This is a genomic window from Nitrosovibrio sp. Nv4 (assembly GCF_900215485.1).
Classification (GTDB): domain Bacteria; phylum Pseudomonadota; class Gammaproteobacteria; order Burkholderiales; family Nitrosomonadaceae; genus Nitrosospira.
Window position 1 is genome coordinate 295,686 of sequence record NZ_OCMZ01000002.1, and the last position, 20,726, is coordinate 316,411.

At 53.8% G+C, this 20,726-nt stretch carries 18 protein-coding genes and 1 CRISPR repeat array (1 of these 19 only partly in view); of the genes, 9 read left to right on the forward strand and 9 right to left on the reverse strand.

What is annotated here, in order from left to right; all coding sequences use genetic code 11:
* Positions 1–2,006: direct repeats of the CRISPR family, unit length 28 nt; unit sequence CTTCACTGCCGGTTAGGCAGCTCAGAAA (it extends 241 nt beyond the left edge of the window).
* Positions 2,007–2,223: 217 nt separating this feature from the next.
* Positions 2,224–2,595, reverse strand: a complete 372-nt coding sequence (locus CRO05_RS09515) for a helix-turn-helix domain-containing protein (RefSeq protein WP_097066989.1) — start codon at positions 2,593–2,595, stop codon at positions 2,224–2,226.
* Between the two features lie 361 nt (positions 2,596–2,956).
* Between CRO05_RS09515 and CRO05_RS09520 the strand changes: the two genes are divergently transcribed.
* Complete coding sequence (locus CRO05_RS09520; protein ID WP_097067904.1) at positions 2,957–3,535, forward strand: hypothetical protein; 579 nt, start codon at positions 2,957–2,959, stop codon at positions 3,533–3,535.
* A gap of 81 nt (positions 3,536–3,616) precedes the next feature.
* Here the strand turns inward: CRO05_RS09520 and CRO05_RS15850 are convergent, their stop codons facing one another.
* The 3 genes from CRO05_RS15850 to CRO05_RS09535 form a co-directional block, all read right to left on the reverse strand.
* Entirely contained in the window at positions 3,617–3,835 is a 219-nt protein-coding gene (locus CRO05_RS15850; protein ID WP_097067905.1) for a GDCCVxC domain-containing (seleno)protein, read from the reverse strand.
* A gap of 108 nt (positions 3,836–3,943) precedes the next feature.
* Positions 3,944–4,297 carry a hypothetical protein gene (locus tag CRO05_RS09530; RefSeq protein ID WP_097066990.1) on the reverse strand — a complete coding sequence of 118 codons (354 nt, stop codon included), beginning with the start codon at positions 4,295–4,297 and terminating at the stop codon, positions 3,944–3,946.
* A 61-nt stretch (positions 4,298–4,358) separates the two neighbouring features.
* The gene (locus CRO05_RS09535) at positions 4,359–6,449 is read right to left on the reverse strand and encodes a copper-translocating P-type ATPase (RefSeq protein ID WP_235001373.1); all 2,091 of its coding nucleotides are present in this window, start codon (positions 6,447–6,449) and stop codon (positions 4,359–4,361) included.
* A 20-nt stretch (positions 6,450–6,469) separates the two neighbouring features.
* Here CRO05_RS09535 and CRO05_RS15855 point away from each other — a divergent pair, with 20 nt between their 5' ends.
* Both CRO05_RS15855 and CRO05_RS15525 read left to right on the forward strand, forming a co-directional pair.
* The gene (locus tag CRO05_RS15855) at positions 6,470–6,607 is read left to right on the forward strand and encodes a hypothetical protein (RefSeq protein ID WP_235001374.1); all 138 of its coding nucleotides are present in this window, start codon (positions 6,470–6,472) and stop codon (positions 6,605–6,607) included.
* A gap of 294 nt (positions 6,608–6,901) precedes the next feature.
* Positions 6,902–7,069 (forward strand): hypothetical protein, encoded by a 168-nt coding sequence (locus CRO05_RS15525; protein ID WP_159462717.1) that lies wholly within the window; start codon positions 6,902–6,904, stop codon positions 7,067–7,069.
* Between the two features lie 80 nt (positions 7,070–7,149).
* Here CRO05_RS15525 and CRO05_RS09540 read toward each other — a convergent pair whose 3' ends face one another.
* Complete coding sequence (locus tag CRO05_RS09540; protein WP_097066991.1) at positions 7,150–7,563, reverse strand: Fur family transcriptional regulator; 414 nt, start codon at positions 7,561–7,563, stop codon at positions 7,150–7,152.
* A gap of 312 nt (positions 7,564–7,875) precedes the next feature.
* On the opposite strand from CRO05_RS09540, the gene CRO05_RS09545 reads away from it, so the two are divergent.
* From CRO05_RS09545 to CRO05_RS09565, 5 genes are all read left to right on the forward strand, one after another.
* Positions 7,876–9,138: a GTP-binding protein gene (locus CRO05_RS09545; RefSeq protein WP_097066992.1), complete on the forward strand. Its 1,263-nt coding sequence runs from the start codon at positions 7,876–7,878 to the stop codon at positions 9,136–9,138.
* On the forward strand, positions 9,135–9,269 hold the full coding sequence (locus CRO05_RS16020; RefSeq protein WP_255405882.1) for a hypothetical protein: 135 nt from the start codon (positions 9,135–9,137) through the stop codon (positions 9,267–9,269). Before CRO05_RS09545 ends, CRO05_RS16020 begins: the two co-directional genes overlap by 4 nt.
* Before the next feature lie 207 nt (positions 9,270–9,476).
* The gene (dksA, locus tag CRO05_RS09555; protein WP_097066993.1) at positions 9,477–9,902 is read left to right on the forward strand and encodes an RNA polymerase-binding protein DksA; all 426 of its coding nucleotides are present in this window, start codon (positions 9,477–9,479) and stop codon (positions 9,900–9,902) included.
* Positions 9,892–11,031, forward strand: coding sequence for a GTP-binding protein (locus CRO05_RS09560; protein WP_097066994.1), 1,140 nt, complete (start codon positions 9,892–9,894; stop codon positions 11,029–11,031). The genes dksA and CRO05_RS09560 overlap by 11 nt, the downstream gene beginning before the upstream one ends.
* 217 nt (positions 11,032–11,248) lie before the next feature.
* Positions 11,249–11,929, forward strand: a complete 681-nt coding sequence (locus CRO05_RS09565; protein WP_159462718.1) for a DUF1826 domain-containing protein — start codon at positions 11,249–11,251, stop codon at positions 11,927–11,929.
* Between the two features lie 89 nt (positions 11,930–12,018).
* On the opposite strand, the gene CRO05_RS09570 is transcribed toward CRO05_RS09565, so the two are convergent.
* The 4 genes from CRO05_RS09570 to CRO05_RS09585 all read right to left on the reverse strand — a co-directional run bounded on the left by CRO05_RS09570 (position 12,019) and on the right by CRO05_RS09585 (position 18,895).
* Positions 12,019–15,150 carry an efflux RND transporter permease subunit gene (locus CRO05_RS09570; protein WP_097067907.1) on the reverse strand — a complete coding sequence of 1,044 codons (3,132 nt, stop codon included), beginning with the start codon at positions 15,148–15,150 and terminating at the stop codon, positions 12,019–12,021.
* Position 15,151: 1 nt separating this feature from the next.
* Entirely contained in the window at positions 15,152–16,834 is a 1,683-nt protein-coding gene (locus CRO05_RS09575; protein WP_097066996.1) for an efflux RND transporter periplasmic adaptor subunit, read from the reverse strand.
* A 10-nt stretch (positions 16,835–16,844) separates the two neighbouring features.
* Positions 16,845–18,224 carry a TolC family protein gene (locus tag CRO05_RS09580; RefSeq protein ID WP_097066997.1) on the reverse strand — a complete coding sequence of 460 codons (1,380 nt, stop codon included), beginning with the start codon at positions 18,222–18,224 and terminating at the stop codon, positions 16,845–16,847.
* 269 nt (positions 18,225–18,493) lie between these two features.
* Positions 18,494–18,895 (reverse strand): hypothetical protein, encoded by a 402-nt coding sequence (locus CRO05_RS09585; protein ID WP_097066998.1) that lies wholly within the window; start codon positions 18,893–18,895, stop codon positions 18,494–18,496.
* 363 nt (positions 18,896–19,258) lie between these two features.
* Here CRO05_RS09585 and ppk2 point away from each other — a divergent pair, with 363 nt between their 5' ends.
* Positions 19,259–20,065, forward strand: a complete 807-nt coding sequence (gene ppk2 / locus CRO05_RS09590; RefSeq protein ID WP_097066999.1) for a polyphosphate kinase 2 — start codon at positions 19,259–19,261, stop codon at positions 20,063–20,065.
* Positions 20,066–20,726 lie beyond the last annotated feature (661 nt).

The following is a 20,726-nucleotide window of genomic DNA, read 5'->3' on the forward strand; positions in this document are numbered from 1 at the left end:
TTCACTGCCGGTTAGGCAGCTCAGAAAAGTACGAGCTGATGGGATTCGTCACCAAGAGGCTTCACTGCCGGTTAGGCAGCTCAGAAAAGGGCGCGGATTATGCGATCGATGCACTTGGCCTTCACTGCCGGTTAGGCAGCTCAGAAATGCTGGCGGCGGTCGTGCGGGGGCGCGAGTGACTTCACTGCCGGTTAGGCAGCTCAGAAAAAAGCCCGTTTGTTTCCGCGCAGCCGGATATTCTTCACTGCCGGTTAGGCAGCTCAGAAAGTAGGGGGATGATGAAAGGTGTCCGGCCAGCTCTTCACTGCCGGTTAGGCAGCTCAGAAATGAACAAATTCAGGGGGGAAACGGTAAACACACTTCACTGCCGGTTAGGCAGCTCAGAAAGAATAGGTCTGTCACCAAAGCAGACTTGGCCGCTTCACTGCCGGTTAGGCAGCTCAGAAAACCGTTCGCCTCAGTCTTAGGCCCCGGCGAACCTTCACTGCCGGTTAGGCAGCTCAGAAAAGTCCTTACGTATGGGTTGCGACGATAGCCCACTTCACTGCCGGTTAGGCAGCTCAGAAAAGTTGGGCCAATAAGGCGCTGACGGCGGTAATCTTCACTGCCGGTTAGGCAGCTCAGAAATGTATCTGTGCGGCCGCTATGCCCTGATCCACCTTCACTGCCGGTTAGGCAGCTCAGAAATATTGTAGAGCTTGGCCAGATGAATTGCCAAGCTTCACTGCCGGTTAGGCAGCTCAGAAAGATACCGCTGGGCAGGTAAACACGGGCTGGGCCTTCACTGCCGGTTAGGCAGCTCAGAAAAGCACGTAATTCGCGCCATACTGCGGCCGATACTTCACTGCCGGTTAGGCAGCTCAGAAAGTTTTGATGTAGGGAACTTGCTTGGCTACAGCCTTCACTGCCGGTTAGGCAGCTCAGAAATTGGCTGCGCGGCGGAAGGTCATACGCTCTCACTTCACTGCCGGTTAGGCAGCTCAGAAAACACGCCCATGCCGTAGCCTGGCGGAACTATTCTTCACTGCCGGTTAGGCAGCTCAGAAAGCAGAAGCCGAGGCCGAAGCGCAGCGCATTGCCTTCACTGCCGGTTAGGCAGCTCAGAAAGCGATCCCGGCAGCTATCACCATTGTTTTTTGCTTCACTGCCGGTTAGGCAGTTCAGAAAAAGCCAGCAGCGCCGGTAAAAAGCTTGTCCGCCTTCACTGCCGGTTAGGCAGCTCAGAAATGCCCTTTCGTCAGGGTCAGTGTGCCGGAATGCTTCACTGCCGGTTAGGCAGCTCAGAAAATGCCGCCGGGTTTGACCTTGACCACGTCAGTCTTCACTGCCGGTTAGGCAGCTCAGAAAGGAGCAGCGGCCAGCATGAAGATAGTTCAGCCCTTCACTGCCGGTTAGGCAGCTCAGAAAAGATGATTAAGTCCCAAGTTAAGCCCACAACCCTTCACTGCCGGTTAGGCAGCTCAGAAATGCCGAAGTTATCGACGATCTGCTCCAGCATACTTCACTGCCGGTTAGGCAGCTCAGAAAGTAAATGGCAGGAGAGACTGAACCATGTCAACCTTCACTGCCGGTTAGGCAGCTCAGAAATGATAGACTTCACCCCGGCGAAGCATTTTTCCCTTCACTGCCGGTTAGGCAGCTCAGAAAATTCCAGCAGGGAGGTATCAGGTAGCGGTGACCTTCACTGCCGGTTAGGCAGCTCAGAAAAGATAACAGATCAGTGATGCCGACGCCTCCGCCTTCACTGCCGGTTAGGCAGCTCAGAAAAATCATTCGGGGCCGCATCGATACATTGATGGCTTCACTGCCGGTTAGGCAGCTCAGAAAAACTGGCGCATCCAATGACGCGGGCGGTATGTCTTCACTGCCGGTTAGGCAGCTCAGAAAAAGCACCTTGAGACGCTTAAAGCCGATATGCCCTTCACTGCCGGTTAGGCAGCTCAGAATCTTGCTTTGAGGACTACCGCGTACAGCGAGGCTTCACTGCCCGTTAGGAAGCTCGAAAAGTCAATTGATTGCCTCGTACTGAAGGGAGTTTCACTGCTGGTTAAGCAATTCACAAAAGAGGAATAAGTACTCAGCATAGCCACTGCGAATTTCGCCGAATACTTTTACTGGGAAAGCACCTCAGAAATAGACGAATACAGGTAACATCGCCGCGTCAACCTCCACTACAAATCGCGAGATTCCAGAATAGAATTGCTCATACTTCAGCCCCCAAATCTAGGAAATTTTATTCGAGTGCTGGGTCGACCAATCGTGTGCGTCACTTGCAGGGTCATGTTTCGCGCCCCAGCGGAGCAGTTCCTGAATTGCAGGTGACAAATCCAGGCCTTTTTCCGTGAGTGTATAGATTACCCTGCGGGCGTTTACAGGATCGCGTTGCCGCAGGACGATATTGGACTCCTCCAGCTTTTTCAGTCTGTCGGAAAGTATATTCGAGGCGATTTTCTCGGGCGATGTCAGGAAATCGCGGAAGTACTGCTTGCGCATGAACATGATGTCCCGGATAACGAGCAGGCTCCACTTGTCACCCAATACGTCAAGCGCGCAGCTAACGGGGCAGGATGAGCGCTTAATCTGATCTTTAGTCATGGAGCCCTACCATATTATTTTTGATTGTAGTATGCAATTACTTTATTATACTTTCATTATGCAACCATACACGAGGATAAAATAAACGCTATCTCATCGTTGCAGGCCATATTTTTGCAATTCAGAGCAAACTTCGACCGCCGGGTCAATGAATCGGATAAGGGGCTGACACTGTTGTAAAGGAGTTGGAGCAATGTCTTGTTTTTTCACTGTTTCACGGATAGCGAGTGTCACGGATAGAGTGTGTTCGCGAGTATATTTTTCCGCCACAGACGACCCCTTGCCCTGCTGCAGGGTAACTCAAGGATATGAGTACAATGCGCACAGGCAAGCAAAACCAAATCAAGAGGAGTAATTGATGATGATCAAGGAAATGATACAGGCCGGTGGAGCGGCCCTTGCCCTTGTTGCAGCGCTTTACGGTGGCGCAGCGGCTGCCCATGGAAGAGTGGCTATGGAGGAAGACACGTGCATGCGCAGGCTGGGCGATAGCAGCATGGTTCATTTAAGCGCCTATCAGCCTCAATATGAGCCAGGTGACCAATACTGCACGGAAATACCCAAGGAGGGGAATACATTTTTGGTAGTGGACCTTGTGGATCCGGCGTTGCGTGATATACCGATAGGCGTGCGAGTGGTAAGGGGAACCAACGAGGCAGACGATGAGACGGTGACATATATGCGTCCAAGCTACCATCCTGACGGCGTGATCAACGGAGAGACAAGTCTGGATGAAGGGGAATATACGGTATTTATAACGGGAGATTCGGTGCCTCCCGTACGCTATGAGTATCCGTTGCGGGTGCAGATGATTAACTACGCGAAGACCTTTCGGACCGCGATAGGACCGTTGATAGCGGCGCTTCTGCTAAGCTTTCTCGCTTATAAGATCATGCATTCGAAGCGAGTGCGTCAATGGAGGGCCTCGCGTCGTTCATAGGCGAATGAACCGGACGTTTAACCGCGGATAATGATCGGTTGATGCATGAAGCTGTGTCACAGCTATGGCGTGACCGGATTATTATCCGCAGCAGTTCGATTGCCCCTGTACCGGTGGGCATTTGACGGACCCGAAGGAACAATAGACACAGCAATCGCCAGGAAGGGGACGTAACAGCGTGCCGCAGTGGCCGCACTCATAATAAAACTGGCAGGCGTCAATCGGCATTATTTCCTGTTTGACATACCCGCATCGAGGGCAGGTCAGCACGGATTCCAGAGTTGGCGTATTATCGGTCATGGTAGCTGGCCGGGTTGGATTTGCCGAGCTCATTCCACTGGAACTCCGGGATGTTTGAGGTCCCCCAGTTTCTTGATCAGGCAAAATTTATTGCAGATCATGTCGCTTCTATCTCATTTCCTCCGCCATCCGGCGATGGGATTTCGCCATGCTCATGTTGGCCTCCGCGGCTTCCTCGTAGACATGTACTAAGGCCTGTGCATGCTCCTTCACATCTATGGTTTGCCTGCCGTAGTAATATCCATGCTTCTGATATTCGGCAAGACATCTTTTTTGTTCGCTTGCTTTTGCCTGCATTGCATTTGCAGCAGCTTCGTAGTGTCTGGCAAGCGCATTATGGTCTTCTTTTGTTTTAGCCTCCCGGATAGCGCTCGTCATGTCCATCGGATGGGGATCAATATGAGCGCAGGAGCTCAATATGCCAAGCATAACCAAAATGGCAAAAAAAGCGCGGGATTTCATGATATTTCTCCATGTTGGGTTGGTATGAAAAATCAATATCAGGGAAATTTGCAGTCGTATTTCATAACTTGACGCGATTAAGCCGCAGTGCGTTAGTAACGACGGATACGGAGCTCATCGCCATAGCGGCCCCAGCAAACATTGGCGATAGCAGCAGCCCGAAAGCCGGGTAAAACACGCCGGCTGCCAAGGGTATGCCAAGGGCGTTATAGCCAAATGCGAAGGTGAGGTTCTGCCTGATATTGCGCATGGTGGCGCGCGACAGCACCATGGCCCGTTCAATGCCGCGCAGATCTCCCTTGACGAGCGTAACACCAGCACTTTCCATTGCCACATCGGTGCCGGTGCCCATTGCGATACCAACATCGGCTTGCGCCAGCGCAGGCGCGTCATTGATGCCATCGCCCGCCATGGCCACCTTGCGCCCCTCCGCCTGCAAGCGCCTTACGTGATCGGCCTTGTGCTCTGGAAGTACTTCAGCCAGTGCTTCATCAATACCGAGCTGCCGGGCAATCGCATCGGCCGTGCGTTGCGAGTCTCCCGTCAGCATGACGATATGGACGCCCAGGTTCCGAAGCGTCGTGATGGCTTCGGGTGTGCTATCCTTGATTGGGTCGGCGACTGCGGCAATTCCGGCGGCTACGTCATCCACGGCGAAAAACACTACTGTTTTGGCTTCGGCCCGCCACCCTTTTCCGCGCTCTTCCCAGTGTTGTGTATCCACACCCTGCTGTACGAGAAAATTACGGCTGCCAACCAGAATGTGCTTGCCGTCGATATTGGCTTGCACGCCAAGGCCATTGATTGCATTGAACGCTTCTGCTGCCGGAAGCTTCAAACCGCGAGCCTTGGCGCTCTCTACGATTGCATGTCCGATCGGATGCTCGGAGAGCTGCTCCACTCCCGCCACGAGCGCCAGCGCCTCATTCTGTCCGATACTTTCTGCGGAAAAATCCGTCAGCGCAGGGCGTCCCAGCGTCAACGTACCGGTTTTATCCACGACAACGGTATCGATGTCGCGCATGCGCTCGATTGCCTCGGCATTGCGAAACAGAATGCCTGCGCGAGCGCCCTGCCCCATCGCAACAGTCATCGAAATGGGTGTAGCCAGCCCCACCGCGCATGGGCAGGCGATAATCAGTACGGCAATGGCATTAACAAACGCATACGTGAATTTTGGTTCCGGACCGAGAAACCACCATGCGAGCGCTGTGACGACGGCGATGGCGATAACTGTCTGGACGAAATAGGCGGCGATGACGTCCGCGAGCCGCTGGACGGGCGCGCGCGTGCGCTGTGCTTCCCCTACCATATGAACAATGCGTGCCAACAGGGTGTCCGCACCTATGCGTTCGGCGCGGAAGATCAGGGAGCCATTACTGTTCACGGTTGCGCCGGTTACCTTGTCGCCAGCCGCCTTCGCCACCGGCAGCGGCTCGCCTGTGATCATCGATTCATCCACCCGACTCGCGCCTTCCAGTACCGTGCCATCCACCGGGATCTTTTCTCCCGGTTTCACGCGCAGCCGATCACCCACGGCCACCATTTCCAATGGCACCTGTTCTTCCGTCCCGTCGTCGCGCATGCGCCAAGCCTGGTTGGGCGCGAGTTTCAGCAATTGCTGGATGGCCCGGCTGGTCTGGCCCATCGCTCGCGTCTGGAGGTATTCCCCCAGGATCACCAACGTCACGATGACCGCCGCGGCCTCGAAATACGTCCCTACAGCACCGTCGTGCTCGCGGAACTCTTGCGGAAACCACCCTGGAATAAGCACAGCAGCAACACTGTACAGATATGCGAACCCTACTCCCAAGCCGATCAGCGTATACATGTTGAGTGCGCGATGCACCAGCGAAAACCAGAATTTGCGCAGAATCGGCCAGCCAACCCATAGCACAACGGGCGTACCCAGTAAAAATTCGATCCATCCACGGGAATGCGGCTGTAGCCCGAACGGCTCATGAATACCGATCATGGGCGACATCGCCACCACTATCAGCGGGAGCGACAATGCAATTCCAACCCACAACCTGCGCGCGAGATCCCGCAACTCGGAATCATCGGGCTTACCGCCGCTTATGTCGATATTCGTACCTGCAATGGGCACCAGCGCCATCCCGCAGATGGGGCAATCGCCGGCAGAATCCCGCACGATCTCCGGGTGCATCGGGCATGTCCATTGGGCTCCTTCCGCTGCCTGAGGAGAACCTGGCGGCGCGGCATCTGAGTGCTCATGATGGTGATGTTGCTTATCGTGAGCATGCGGCGGATGCGGATGTTTCAGGTCTGTATCCATTGCTGACCCTCTGAAATCATTCCTGAAATGTGGAATACGGCTTCCAACGCGGCGCTGGCCAGAACGTGCCAAACTAAACCGATTTCCCTCGACCATGATTCATATTAGGCCAACTTTCTGATATTTGAACAATTCCAGGGGAATTATTGTGTTGCTGCTTGCACAGCGCTACTACTCTACCCACGCTCATTACTTGAAACTCCCAATCCTGCTTTTACTTAAGCTCTCTTGTCCCACCTAAGCCGCGATAGCTGTGCTGCTGGTCGTGCCCGATATTTCGCTGAAAACGTGATGAGCGGCGTCTCTAAATGCTATCTCATTTCCGCCAGAAACTCGCCGCAAATGAACCCTTCCGCAAACTGGTAATCACTAACCGTCATGACAAAGCCAGTTGGATGCTGCATAGCAAAACGCCGCCGGGAGAGGCTGATTTTCAGTTTTACGCTGTTGCGGCTCCTCCCCCCACCATCGCCTAAACAGGGGGTGCGGATGGGGTGAGAATCACAAGCTGCCCGGCATGAAAATGGCTGAAAAATTGAGCCGCGTTGAATGGAATTTAGAAGGGGTATTTTGCCGCGCTGGGCTTCTGGCCCTTGCGCTTAGGGATGCAATTGCTGCACCGGCCATAAAGAATGAGGTCGTACTTCTCCACGACGAAATTGGGAGGAGCCGGAAGATTGCTATTCTTGATCCTCTCATGAACATCAAACACCTTGCTGCACGAACTGCATTTGAAGTGATAATGCTCGCCTAGCGTTGTCACCTCATACCGGTCCGACTCACCCGGCAGTTTGACGGGCAGGATCCAACCTTCCGTCGTCAAATCCTTCAGCGTTCGATAAACCGTTGCGATGCTCAGCGATGGTACAACCGCCTGCCCTGCCGCAAGGACTTCCTGCGTCGAAAGCGGCCTGCCCGCCGAGGAAATGGCGCCCAGAATCGCGTTACGCTGGCGAGTATTTCGTTCCATGCATCACCTTCATCGACGTCAACTTTTATTAATAGTTACGCCACACGATAAAAAAATCAGTGTTTAACAGCCCTATCATCCTTGACATACTCGCTAATGATAACTTATTATCAATAAAGGGATACTACATCAGGCATGTTCGAATCAACTTGGCGACAATGCCCACGCAGACATTCATTCTACAACCGCGCAAGAAAAAAGTGTTTGCGTCTCACCTCGGTATTTTTGCCGGACTGGCAGCATGAAACACATGATACGCCACAAAAACAATAGGGATAACGGTGGCGTTTTTATCAACCAACTAAGGTCGTTATGACAACAGTGGATCGACGTTTGCCGGTGACGGTATTTTCAGGATTTCTGGGCGCAGGCAAAACAACCTTGCTAAATCATGTGCTGGCTAATCGCGAAGGATTGCGGGTAGCGGTAATTGTGAATGATATGAGCGAAGTGAACATCGATGCTTCCCTGATCGAAAGAGGGGCCGAACATGCGGGTGCGGCGCTGTCCCGCACTGAAGAAAGACTGGTCGAAATGAGTAACGGCTGCATTTGCTGCACACTGCGCGAAGATTTACTGACTGAGGTGCACAAGCTCTGCGCCGACGGCCGTTTCGATTATCTGCTGATCGAATCGACGGGAATCGGCGAACCGATGCCTGTCGCAGCCACATTTGATTTTCGGAATGAAAAAGGCGATTCGCTAAACGATATTGCGCGCATAGATACCATGGTCACGGTAGTCGATGCGGTTAATCTGCTGCGCGATTTTTCCAGTGAAGATTCGCTGGCACAACGCGGCGAAGTTGCGAGCGATGAAGACAATCGGACATTGGCCAGTCTGCTGACCGAGCAGATCGAATTTGCGGATGTGATTGTGGTAAGCAAAGTGGATAGTGTTACCCGCGATAAGCTCAATGAGGTGACCGGTGTGATCAAGGCCTTGAATCCTGTAGCGGAAATAATCTACGCCAAACACGGCAATGTTCCCTTGAAAAAAATTCTCGGTACCGGCCGATTCGACCTGGATCGTGCCAGCAGAATGGCGGGCTGGTTTAAGGAACTGGCCGGCGAACATATTCCTGAAACGGAAGAATTCGGCATCAGCAGTTTCGTTGTGCGCATACGTGAACCACTGCACCCCCAACGTTTTGCCGCTTTTCTTGAAAACCCCCTGCCCGGCACCTTGCGGGCCAAAGGCTATGTGTGGTTGGCCAGTCGCCCGGAGTGGGCGATATCCTATTCGCGTTCCGGCAACACCGCCACGGTGGAACCGGTAGGACGATGGTGGGTCGCGGTGCCGAAAGAGCGCTGGCCCGCCGAGGGAAGCCCGGAGCGCGCTTCGATAGAGCAGAATTGGCAGCAACCCTACGGAGACCGCATCAATGAAGTGGTCTTCATTGGCCGCTACAAGGATGGGAATGGGGATCGGGAGCTGATCGAAAAAACTTTTTCAGCATGCCGGCTTACATTTACCGAAATCCGCAAGAGCACCGGGCATTGGCGCAGCCTGCCGGACCAGTTTCCCGATTGGACCGCCGCGGAAGTGCCGCAGGAGGAAACGGAACTCACATGAGCGCAATCATTCCTCGGACTTTCGGCGAATGGCGGCATTGCATCGAGCATGACTGCGGCGTTCGCTTGCCCCGGGAATTTATCGAAAAACGATTGGCTATATTGCGTGCGCCGCGGCATGAGGAAATATGAAAGTAATAGCGCTTCATTCGTCATTATGGGGAGGCGCATTGGCGAAGCATTGTGGGCTGGTTCGAGCGTACCGAGACCGCTGTTTAGGGGTGGCAATGTATATTTCTGTGGTGGAGCGTATTTCTCCTGGAAAGCGGAGCCGCGTTTCAAACTCATGAGGTTCATGGCAAGCTGAGGTGCGCCAGATCAGGTTAAGGGTGAAACACGATGAAAGATAAACAATTATTGTCTTCCGTAGAGCAGGCCATCCGCATGGTGCCGCGAGGCGAGTACATGTCCCCGGCGCAACTGGAGTTCTTCCGTCTGCGGCTGGAAGATGAGCGGCGTAAATTGCTGGAAAACGCGCAAAGCACGCTCGAACAGATGCAAGCTATTGTTTCCGGGCCCGACCCTAACGACCGGGCAAGTACCGAGGAAAAATTTTCTCTTGAGTTCCGAGTGAGAGACCGCGAGCGAAAGTTGCTCAAAAAAATCGAAGATGCCCTCTTGCGTATTGAGGACGGCACGTATGGCTGGTGCACGGACACAGGCGAGCCCATCGGCATCGCCCGCCTGCTGGCAAGACCTACCGCCACGCTCTGCATTGAAGCTCAAGAGCGACATGAACTCCACGAGCGAAGCTATGGCGTCTGATAGCCTTTCAACCCGGCAACTGATACCTGTATCGCTGCTAACCGGCTTTCTCGGCAGCGGGAAAACCACATTGCTCAACCACCTGGTGCGGCAACCGGCTTTGAGCGACACATTGGTTATCATCAATGAGTTTGGCGCAATCAGTCTCGATCACCTGCTGGTCAAACATAGTCATGAGGAAATGGTGGCGAAAGTGGCCGGCGGCTGTATCTGTTGTACGACCCGCAGTGACATCAAGAAAGCGCTCCGCGAGGTAACATGGCGTTTTGCGCGTGGAGGAAAACGGCAGTTCAACCGGGTAATCATCGAGACAACCGGCCTGGGCGACCCGACACCCATTCTGCACACCTTGATGACGGATGCGTTCCTTGTTGAGCACTATCGCCTTGATGGGGTGGTGACGACGGTGGATTGTGTCAACGGAATGCAGACACTGAGCCTTTATCCTGAAGCAGTCAAACAGGCGGCCGTCGCAGATCGACTGGTGCTGACCAAGAGCGATTTGGTCAACGACGTGCAACTTACGGAACTCCGTGATCGGCTTGCGGTACTTAATCCCGGCGCGCGGCAAATGCGGGTAATGAATGGACACGCGGAAGCGGAACAACTGCTCGGTCTCGGTTTATTTTCGACTGACAATAAAATACCCGATGTTGCTCGCTGGCTCAATGCGGAGTCATTTCAAGACAGCATGGCACCGCCGGCTGGAAGATTTACATACAAGCCCATATCGATTATGGGAACACATCGACTGACCCGCAAAAGACCATTGCGCGTGACGGTTCCCAGGGACATCAATCGTCATGACGATCAAATTCGGGCATTTTGCTTTACTTTCGATGATCCGATTGACCCATATGTATTCGATTCATGGATTGGATTATTGCTGGGTATCAAGGGTACTGACGTTCTTCGGGTAAAAGGTATCGTCAACCTTGCGCACCGGGCGGGGCCTGTCATAATTCACGGAGTTCAACATATCTTTCATCCACCTGTTGAACTGGCTGATTGGCCATCGGACGACCATCGCACACGCATCGTATTTATCACGCGAGCTATCGATCGGAATACCATCGAACACATGTTTGCATTCACTGAGGCGCGGTTGGCCATGCCGCAACAGACATAAAGTCATGAGGACTGAGCGCAATATGCTGCTCGTCTGCTATTTTCCCGAATAGACTCCCTCACTCCTCTCAGGAAACTGCTCCGGTTCGCCCTGCCCTTTCATCACTTCGACACAGAGTCTAGCTCATGAATGATAGCTTCTCCTCCAAATGCCCGATTCGCTAAGCGGGCCGCAGCCGGATTCAAATGAAAATTCCCGGACGCACAGGCATTCGTCCATGTCCATCAACGCCTCGGAGGAAACTCATTCTACAAATCAGGCCCCTCAGCAGTACGCATGGACGACGACTCAACCAGGGGAACTGATTCATATTTTTGATCCCGGCATTCAGCTTGTTCACTGGCAACGGCGGGAAGATCAAGTTATCAAGACGTATTTCGAACAAGCGATGGCAAGCGATGTTGTGGGTAGTGGTTTTCGTACGGTTATTCGGATTGGCGATAGATTAAAACCGAACTTTTTACCGGATCTCCCTGGTCGGGAGTTTATTGTTGATGATATTTTTCTGCTTTCGAATATCTACTCGGAACTTCTCGGGTGTGACGCAGTGGGTTTGCGCATGGAGGTACTCGGCAGCCCGATGTGCCCGCGCTTTCACGTAGACCGCACGGGTATACGGCTGGCATGTGCTTACCGGGGTTCGGGCACGGAATGGATTGATGACGAATGGGTCGACCGCAGCAAGCTTGGGTCCGGATCCGGCGGACTTCCCGACGAGGTATCCGGCTTGTTCGATCACAGAACTGCGGTGGAAGCAGCCGCGCCTTTTGACGTGATACTTTTCAAAGACTCGCTATGGCAAGGTAATGACGGAAGGGGTGCAATCCATCGCTCGCCAGCCGTGGTGCCGGAAAACGGATCGCGTATTCTCGTTGTGATTGACGCAATCTGGAATTGAGCAAAGATGCGGGACAAAGATGAAGCAGGCATTGCGTTTTCCCCGCAGGCTCAGCCATATTGGTTAAACAATTTCAACAACGGCAATCTTCATTTTTCTTTCTTTCGAATGCTCCATTCCTTGACCATCGCATAGACGGCAGGGAATACGATCAGCGTCAGCACGGTTGCGGATACCATACCGCCAACCATGGGAGCGGCGATGTGCCGAGTCACCTCCGAGCCCGTGCCGCTGCTGAACATGACCGGGAATAGACCGACTATACTTCCTGCTATCGTCATCATGACGGGCCGTATCCGGTATACGGCGCCCTGGATGACTGCCTCGTAAAGATCCGCCACCGCAACCTTTTCGCCTGCGGCTTTTCTCGTAGCCGTAATACCCGCCAGCGCCCGATCCAGGAAGGTAAGCATCACCATTCCCGTTTCAGTCGCAATACCGACGAGGCCGATAAAACCGACCACCGCAGCGATGCTCATGTTGTAATCGAGAAGATACATCAGCCAGATTCCCCCAACCAGCGAGAACGGTACCGAGAGCATCACTATCATGGTTTCGGTGAGGCGATTGAAGTTGAGATACACAAGAAGGAACACAATCAGGATCGTGAGCGGCACCACTATTTTCAATTTCTCGGTTGCACGTTCCATATACTCGAACTGACCGCTCCATGCGGCGTAGTATCCCGAGGGAAACCGCACCTGCTCGCGCACCGCTTGCTGCGCGTCCGCCACATAGCGGCCGATGTCGCGATCGCGGATATCGACGAAGATGTAGGCCGACAGGAGCGCGTTCTCGGTGCGGATGCTCGGTGGTCCCGTAACAAGCTTGATGCGCGCGAGCTGCCCGAGCGGAATCATTGTTTGGTTCATGGTCGGTATCAGCACCTGAGTGGCGATTGCCTGCGGATCGCTGCGCAATGCGCGCGGATAGCGAACGGCGACATTAAAACGTTCCCGCCCTTCCACAGTAGTTGTCACTGTCTCGCCGCCAAGCGCTACCGAGATCACTTCCAGCAGATCACCGATAGCCAGTCCATGGCGGGCGAGCGCCATCCGATCGGGTTCGATATCGAGGTAGTAGCCCCCAGTGATGCGCTCCGCATAGACGCTGGTGGTCCCAGGCACATTTTTCACCGCTGTCTCGATCTGCCGGGCAAGCATGTTGATCTCGTTCAAATCCTTGCCGAACACCTTGATGCCGATCGGCGTGCGGATGCCTGTGGCAAGCATATCGATCCTGTTTTTGATCGGCATTGTCCAGGCATTGCTGACGCCAGGCATCTGCAGCGCTTGATCCATTTCAGCGATGAGCTTATCGACGGTTATTCCTGCACGCCATTCGCTTTGCGGCTTCAGGTTGACGATCGTTTCAGCCATTTCCAGAGGAGCGGGATCAGTGGCGGTATTGGCCCGTCCGGCTTTACCGAGCACCGACGCCACTTCGGGGAAGCTTTTGATGATCTTGTCTTGCGTTTGCAGGATTTCCGCCGCCTTCGTAACCGAAATACCCGGCAGGGTCACCGGCATATAAAGGAGCGTGCCCTCGTTCAACGTCGGCATGAATTCAGTTCCCAACTTGAGTGCGGGATAGACAGTAAGCCCAAGCACGGCGAGCGCTGACACAATAATCGTTTTTTTCCAATGCATCACCCAAGCCATTACCGGACGGTAGGTCCGGATCATCATACGGCCCAGCGGATTATCCTGCTCACGCGGAATGCGGCCGCGAATCAGAAGCAGGATCAGGGCCGGGACCAGCGTAATCGAAAGCAGCGCGGCTCCGGCCATGGCGAAGGTCTTTGTGTAGGCGAGTGGCTGAAACATGCGCCCTTCCTGGGCTTCGAGGGTAAACACCGGCAGGAATGAAACCGTGATGATCAGCAGGCTGAAGAACAGCGACGGACCGACTTCCTTGCAGGCAGCGATGACGGCGTCGATGCGAGATGCGCTCGGTGCGTCAGGATCAAGGCGTGCAAGATGCTTGTGGGCGTTCTCGATCATGACGATGGCTGCATCGGTCATTTCGGCGATCGCAAGGGCAATGCCGGCGAGGCTCATGATATTGGAATTGATGCCAAGAAATCGCATCGCGATAAAAGCAATCAGGACCCCGAGCGGAAGCATGATGATTGCCACCAATGCGCTACGCACATGCATGAGAAAGACCACGCATACCAGCGCCACGATAATAATCTGCTCGATAAAAATTTCGCGCAGTGTCGCAATGGCGCGATGAATCAGCTCGGAGCGATTGTAGACGGGATGAATCGAAACATCTTCCGGCAGGCCCGATGCGATCTCCCCGATTTTCTTTTCAAGGTTGCGGGTAACGTCCAGTGCATGCTCGCCATGCCGCGCTACCGCAATCGCCGAAACGACTTCTCCTTCACCGTCGAGTTCGGCGATGCCGCGGCGTTCTTCCGGAACCAGTTCCACCCGGGCGATATCGCGCAACAGCACCGGGGTGCCCTTTTCCACCTTCACAACGAGATTTTCAAGATCACCGATACCGCGCAGATAGCCCTTGCCGCGCACCATGTATTCGGTTTCCGCCATCTCGATAACGCGTCCACCGACGTCCCGGTTACTCACTGCGATAACCTCGCTCACTTTCTTGAGCGGTATGCCGTAGGCTTGTAGCTGCCGAGGGTCTACCGTAACCTGGTAGCTTCGTACAAATCCACCTACACTGGCGATTTCCGACACGCCCTCCGCCGCGGTCAACTGGTAACGCAAGAACCAGTCCTGCAGGGCGCGCAACTCATCCAGCGTCCGGTTCCTGGCCGTGACAACATATTGGTAAACCCACCCCACCCCGGTTGCATCCGGGCCGAGCGAAGGCCTGACATTGTTGGGCAGACGGCTCGCGGCGAAACTCAGGTATTCCAAGACCCGCGAGCGAGCCCAATAGATATCGGTGCCGTCTTCGAAGATGACATAGACAAACGACGCACCGAAGTTGGATAGCCCGCGCACTACCTTCGATTTCGGCACGCTCAGCATCGCGGTGGTGAGCGGATAGGTAACCTGGTCCTCGACGACCTGCGGCGCCTGCCCCGGATATTCCGTATAAATGATGACCTGCACGTCCGAGAGATCCGGAATCGCGTCGATCGGCGTCTTCCATACCGAATACACACCCCCAGTCGCCAGAATAAATGTTCCAATCAACACCAGGAAGATATGTCGCACGGACCATTCGATGATATTTCCTACCACCTCAGTGTTCCCTGTGATCGTTGCTGCCTGGACGGGCATCAGGGCTATCCTGGCTCGGCTGGATACGGGTGATCACGTATTCACCAGCTGATTTTTCGGTTATTTCGAAAGCAATGTTCTGGCCCGGTCTCAACGCCTGGAGCAATGCGGGTTCAGAGACCCGAAAGTCCATTGTCATTTCTGCCCACTTAAGGCTGGGGATAGGGCGATGCGCAATTCTTATTGTCGCATTAGCCCGGTCGATCGCTTCAATGATGCCTTCGCCGCGATGAATCGCTGACGGAGGGGGAGATACAGAGGCTGCGGGAGACGAGCCGGACGCGGCTTGCTGCTTCTCACCCGGCTCCTCCGGCTCTTCAGGCATTGAACCGTTGCCGCTGTGGCCGAAGCCGCTCAGTGCCGCCCTGAGGTTGCTTTCCGCATCAATCAGAAAATTAGCTTTCACCACAACCCTTTCCCCGGCCTCCAGTCCGCTCACTACTTCATCATAGCCATCGCCATGGGCGCCGAGTTTTACCTCCCTCGGCTCAAACCGGCCTCCGCCGAGATCAACCAGTACCAACTGCCGCGTACCGGTTGCCAGCACTGCCGACTCGGGCACGGCGAGTACCTTGTCTTTGCGGTGGGAGGAAGCTAATTTCACTCTTCCATACATGGCCGGTTTGAGCAGCCCTTGCATGTTGGGCAGTTCGATTCGTACCCTGGCGGTACGCGTGTCAGGATTTACTGTCGGGTAGATGAACGTCACCCTGCCGTTGAATATTTTGTCCGGATACGCGTCGATGCTGATGATGGCGGCGTCGCCCCGACTAATCATGGCAAGGTCCTGTTCGAACACATCCACCAGTATCCAGACGTGGGAGAGATCAGCAATCTGATACAGCATCTCTCCGGGCATGAAGCGCTGCCCCTGAACGGCATTCTTTTCCAGCACAACACCGCTCGCCGGAGAGTGCAATGTAAAGCGTTGCCTGATCCGGCCTTCCTGCTGAAGTATGCGCAGATCGGCCTCCGGGATATCCCAGTTGCGCAGTCTCTGCAAGGCGCTCTCGGCCAATCGCTCCATTCCCGCCTGAACCTCGAGGCCACCTCCTTCGACCAATTGGGTCCCTTTTCGGGCGACGAGATATTCGTGTTGCGCCGTAATCAGGTCGGGGCTGTATACATCCATCAGTGCATCGCCCTTTTTTACCCCTTGCCCGGTAGTGTTGACGTAGAGCCTCTCGATCCAGCCTTCGAATCGGGGCGCCACGGTGTGCAATCGTCCCTCATCTGCCTGCACTGTCGATACTGCTCGCACGGTACGGGCGAGTTCACGCAGCACGACGGCCTCGGTTCTCACACCCAGTTTTTGTATTTTTTCTACACTGATTTTTACTTCCAGATTGCCAGGCGCGGGTTCTTCGCCTTCATAGACCGGGATATAGTCCATGCCCATCGGATCTTTCTTCGGCAAGGGTGACGTGTCCGGCAGCCCCATCGGGTTGCGGTAATAGAGGATCTTCCCTTCAGTTTTTCCCTTAGTTTTTCCCTTAGTTTTCCCCTTGATCTTCCCATCGTTCGACTCCTCGCCGGACGAGTTAACCGCAGAGGTCGCGGATTGGCTCATACCCCACCAATATCCCGCCGCCAGGGTGACTCCCGTCAGGGCAATAAAAACGATCAGTTTGACGGCCAATTTCATGTGCGCTCCTTCACATGCGTTCCTCGGGGATGGCAGGCAGGTGGATCGGCGATTTACCGGTAAGCAGATCGATTTCCGCCAGCGCCTTGTTGTAGCTGGCCACAGCCGTCGCCAGGCTGATTTCATAGTTAAATACTGTCATCCGGCCGTCGAGCAGTGTCATGAAATCCACTCGATTGACCCGATAGGCCGCCAGCGCGGATTCAACTGTAAGCCGGGCCTGCGGCAGGATGGAGGTCTGGTATAGCTGCGCTGATTTCAGACTTTGCTGGGCCACTGCTATCTGCTGGCGGAGTCTGGCGGTAACCTCATTGCGCTGTGCCTGATACAGACTCAAGGTCTGATTGCGCATTGCCAGCGACTCCGCTTCGCGTGGCGCGAGTTTGCTGCCGCGCCATACCGGTAGATTGATGGCCACCGTCAGGCTCACCATGTCGGGTCTTCGCGTGTTGTCCAGCATGTTGTCGCGTTGGCCGTACGACATGCGCACGTCGAAGTCTGGGTAATAATTTTTGCGTGTCAGTTCCAGCGCTTTGTCGTTGCGCGCAACGAGACTTTGCAGTGCCAGCAATTGCGGACGCTGCGTCAGAGCGGTTTCACGCAAGGATTCCAGATTCAGGGTTTCTTCCTGCAATTGCGGGGGCGCAGGTATTGGTGCGGCAATATTTCCACTGCGGCCCAGCGCGCGAATAAGCTCTGCTTCGATCGTCGGCCGTTCCCGTTCGAGCCTGAGCAGCTCGTCCATCATTTTCGATACCTGCGTCTGAGCCTTTAGTACGTCGGCCTGGTTTCCTCGCCCCACCTCGTAGTGGTCCTCGGCGAGGTGCAGGAACTCCTCCAGGATCAGCTTGTTTTTCTCAACCAGATGAATTACTTCGAGCGTGAGGCCCAGATCTGTATAAGCAGTCCTGATGTCTCGCGCTACCCGGTTCACGGTTTCCTCGTAACCGTAATCGACCGCCTCGGCGTCCTTGGCTGCAACGTCCTTCCGCAAACCTCGTTTTCCGGGAAAGGGCAGGCGCTGAGATAAGCCGATCATTTTCATGGTCATGTCTTCACGATTGAAAGTCGACGATGCCAATGGCGCATTGATCACTCCCGCTTCGAGGACCGGATCATCGAGCGCTTCCGCAGGCGATATTCTATGGTGGGCCGCTTCGCGTTCCTGCAGAGCACCCTGAATTTCCGGATTATTCTCCAAGGCTTCGGCAATCAGGGGAGCCAGGGGAGTAAAGCTTCCGGTATTTGATGCCGCGAAAGTTTCCATGGGTAGTTCGGTGACAGCTCGCGCAGGCGCTACTGTGCCTGCTCTACTCGAGATTTCGCTTTGGGCATTTACCGGAAGCACGACAACGGCAAGCGCTGCCGCGATGATTCCGCTGAGAATCATTCCAACCCCTTAGTGCGAAGGATTTGGTCTGCATGAGCCAAGGCAGGGATACGTACAGGTAAGCGCGCCAGTTGCAACGCAGCAGAGAATGGAATAATCATTATGACCTCCTCGAAGTTTGCGCCAGGATTATTTATTTTGCATAGAGGCAGCTACTGCGGTTGCGATCCGGCAAACCTTTGTGCAGCAAGAGCATGCGGTTCCGATGCAAGGTAATACGAATAAAACGTTCAGTTGCCTATTTCAGGCAGGTTCCGGGTGTTGCGAGATCAAACGAGAGGGGGACGTTGTGGTTGCTGAAGAATGAATGAGGAAAAGCGGGAATTGGAAGAGATGGCGTAAGAAAATCCGCCGGCGAAATTGAGGGATGAGGCCGCCGGAGGCAACCCGTTGCCGCTTATATGACAAACAACCCCATCACAGGACAGCGTAAAATCCTCCTCCCCGGCGCCATCATCGTTGCCAGCATGACTGTTGCTGTCATGCTGGCTACAGGCAATCAGAGTTGGCATGGCGGAAGAGATTTGAGTTTCGAGCCCGGCTGGCATATTTTTGGCTTGTGCGCATAGCGGCATGATCGCGGCCAGTGCGGTTTGCAGTGGCAGCGCCAGCATGATTAGAATCGATATAAATGTACTTGCACGCAACTTCATGTTTTCCAGTATGCGCATCTCTCCTGCTTAGAGCAACTACTATTGCAACTACTATTGCTTAAGCCAGTCTTCATCCTGATTGCCGAATTCCGCGGTCCTTCCGGATGTTGATTTATCATAGTAGAAAGGCAGATAAAAGCAAGTCGAGCGAACCGGCCGCACCATAACGATCAATCCTGCATAAAACAGCTCATGTCAGGGTGGATGGGGTAAAGTGCAATCCATCAGAACTCATCTGACGCATCAACCATGATCAAACTCTGGCGTAATTCTTTCAAGCGCAGTCATTTTTTTAGCCTTGGCGCGGACTGATGGGCCGGGCTTCGCTTCTCCGCCCTATGATCATCTCATTGAACAAATCTACCCTGGAAAATACCTATCATGAGTAAAAAAGCGGATAAAAAGGACAAAGATACGCCTCCTTCGGAAATATCCAAAGAAGCCTATGAGGACACGCTATACAAACTGCAAATTGAACTCGTAAAGCTGCAGCGGCACTTCATCAAACATGATGACAGGATTCTGGTTATCTTCGAGGGTCGGGATGCGGCTGGGAAGGACGGTACGATCAAGCGCATCACTCAGCATCTGAGTCCGCGGGAAACGCGTGTGGTTGCTCTCGGCAAACCAACGGACCGGGACCGCAACACATGGTATTTTCAGCGTTACGTTCAATATCTGCCCGCAGCGCAGGAACTCGTGATATTCAACCGGAGCTGGTACAACCGGGCAGGAGTGGAGCGGGTAATGCGCTTTTGCACAGACGCCGAGTACGATGAATTCATGAACTCGGTGGTTGAGTTCGAGCTTATGCTGATCCGCTCGGGCATCAAGCTCCTCAAGTATTACCTGGACATCAGTAAAGCCGAACAGGAAAAACGGCTGGACGAGCGCAAGAAGGATCCGCTTGCGCAATGGAAAATTAGCGGTCTGGACGAATTTGCATTGAAAAAATGGGATGAATACAGTCTGGCGCGCGACAAAATGCTTGCTCATACTCACAATCTCATAACGCCGTGGATTATCGTGCATGCCGATAACAAGCCGCTGACGCGATTGAATGTCATCAAGGATATGCTCAGCCGGCTGGATTACGGAGATAAGGACGAGCGACTCATTCTGCCAGACACGCAGATCGTAACGACGTTTGCCGCCTCGCTTATAGAAGAAGGTCTGCTCGCGTCGTAAGAAAACAAAGACCGGGAGACAAGAGCAAAACAAGCGAAACCATAAATATAAAGGCGTCAAACCAAGGACTGAAAAGGCAGCGTAACAGTCGATAAACGCTTAGGTCTGATGCGCTCGCCCGCAGTCTGGCTACAAAACGCCGTTAACAATAAAAAAATGGCAGCCGTGGCGTGAGGCGACTAGCGTAATTTTGGTTTATAGTATTTTTTGCTCAGCAAGAAGAATTGGCAGTACGGTTTCTATACCCTCGAGCTTGCCACACCGCTCCAAATAGGGAGCGGCAACATCTCTTATCCAAGATCCGTTAGAAGGTACAGCTGGGTGCGTCCTCCTCCCCGATGGATGCGTTGCCAGCCGCAATAATTCTTCGGCTTCTCAAGGTCTCAAGATGTCGCCGCATTCGTTTGCATGACGCATGGCCATTCTCATTCCCTTTAATTTCGGACCAGGTATCACACTCAATCGCTACAGATCTTCGAATAACCAGGTTGCATTTTACGCTGTGACTCGTTTGTCCTGATCATTCGGCGTCTGTCATAATTGTTCAGTTCTCCTGGTAGAAACACTGGAACCAAGAGAACCGTTAAAATTATCGCACATATCATGTCGTGAGACACTTTAAACATAAGAAAGTTGACAAAGTATAGAGCAAATTGGTAAT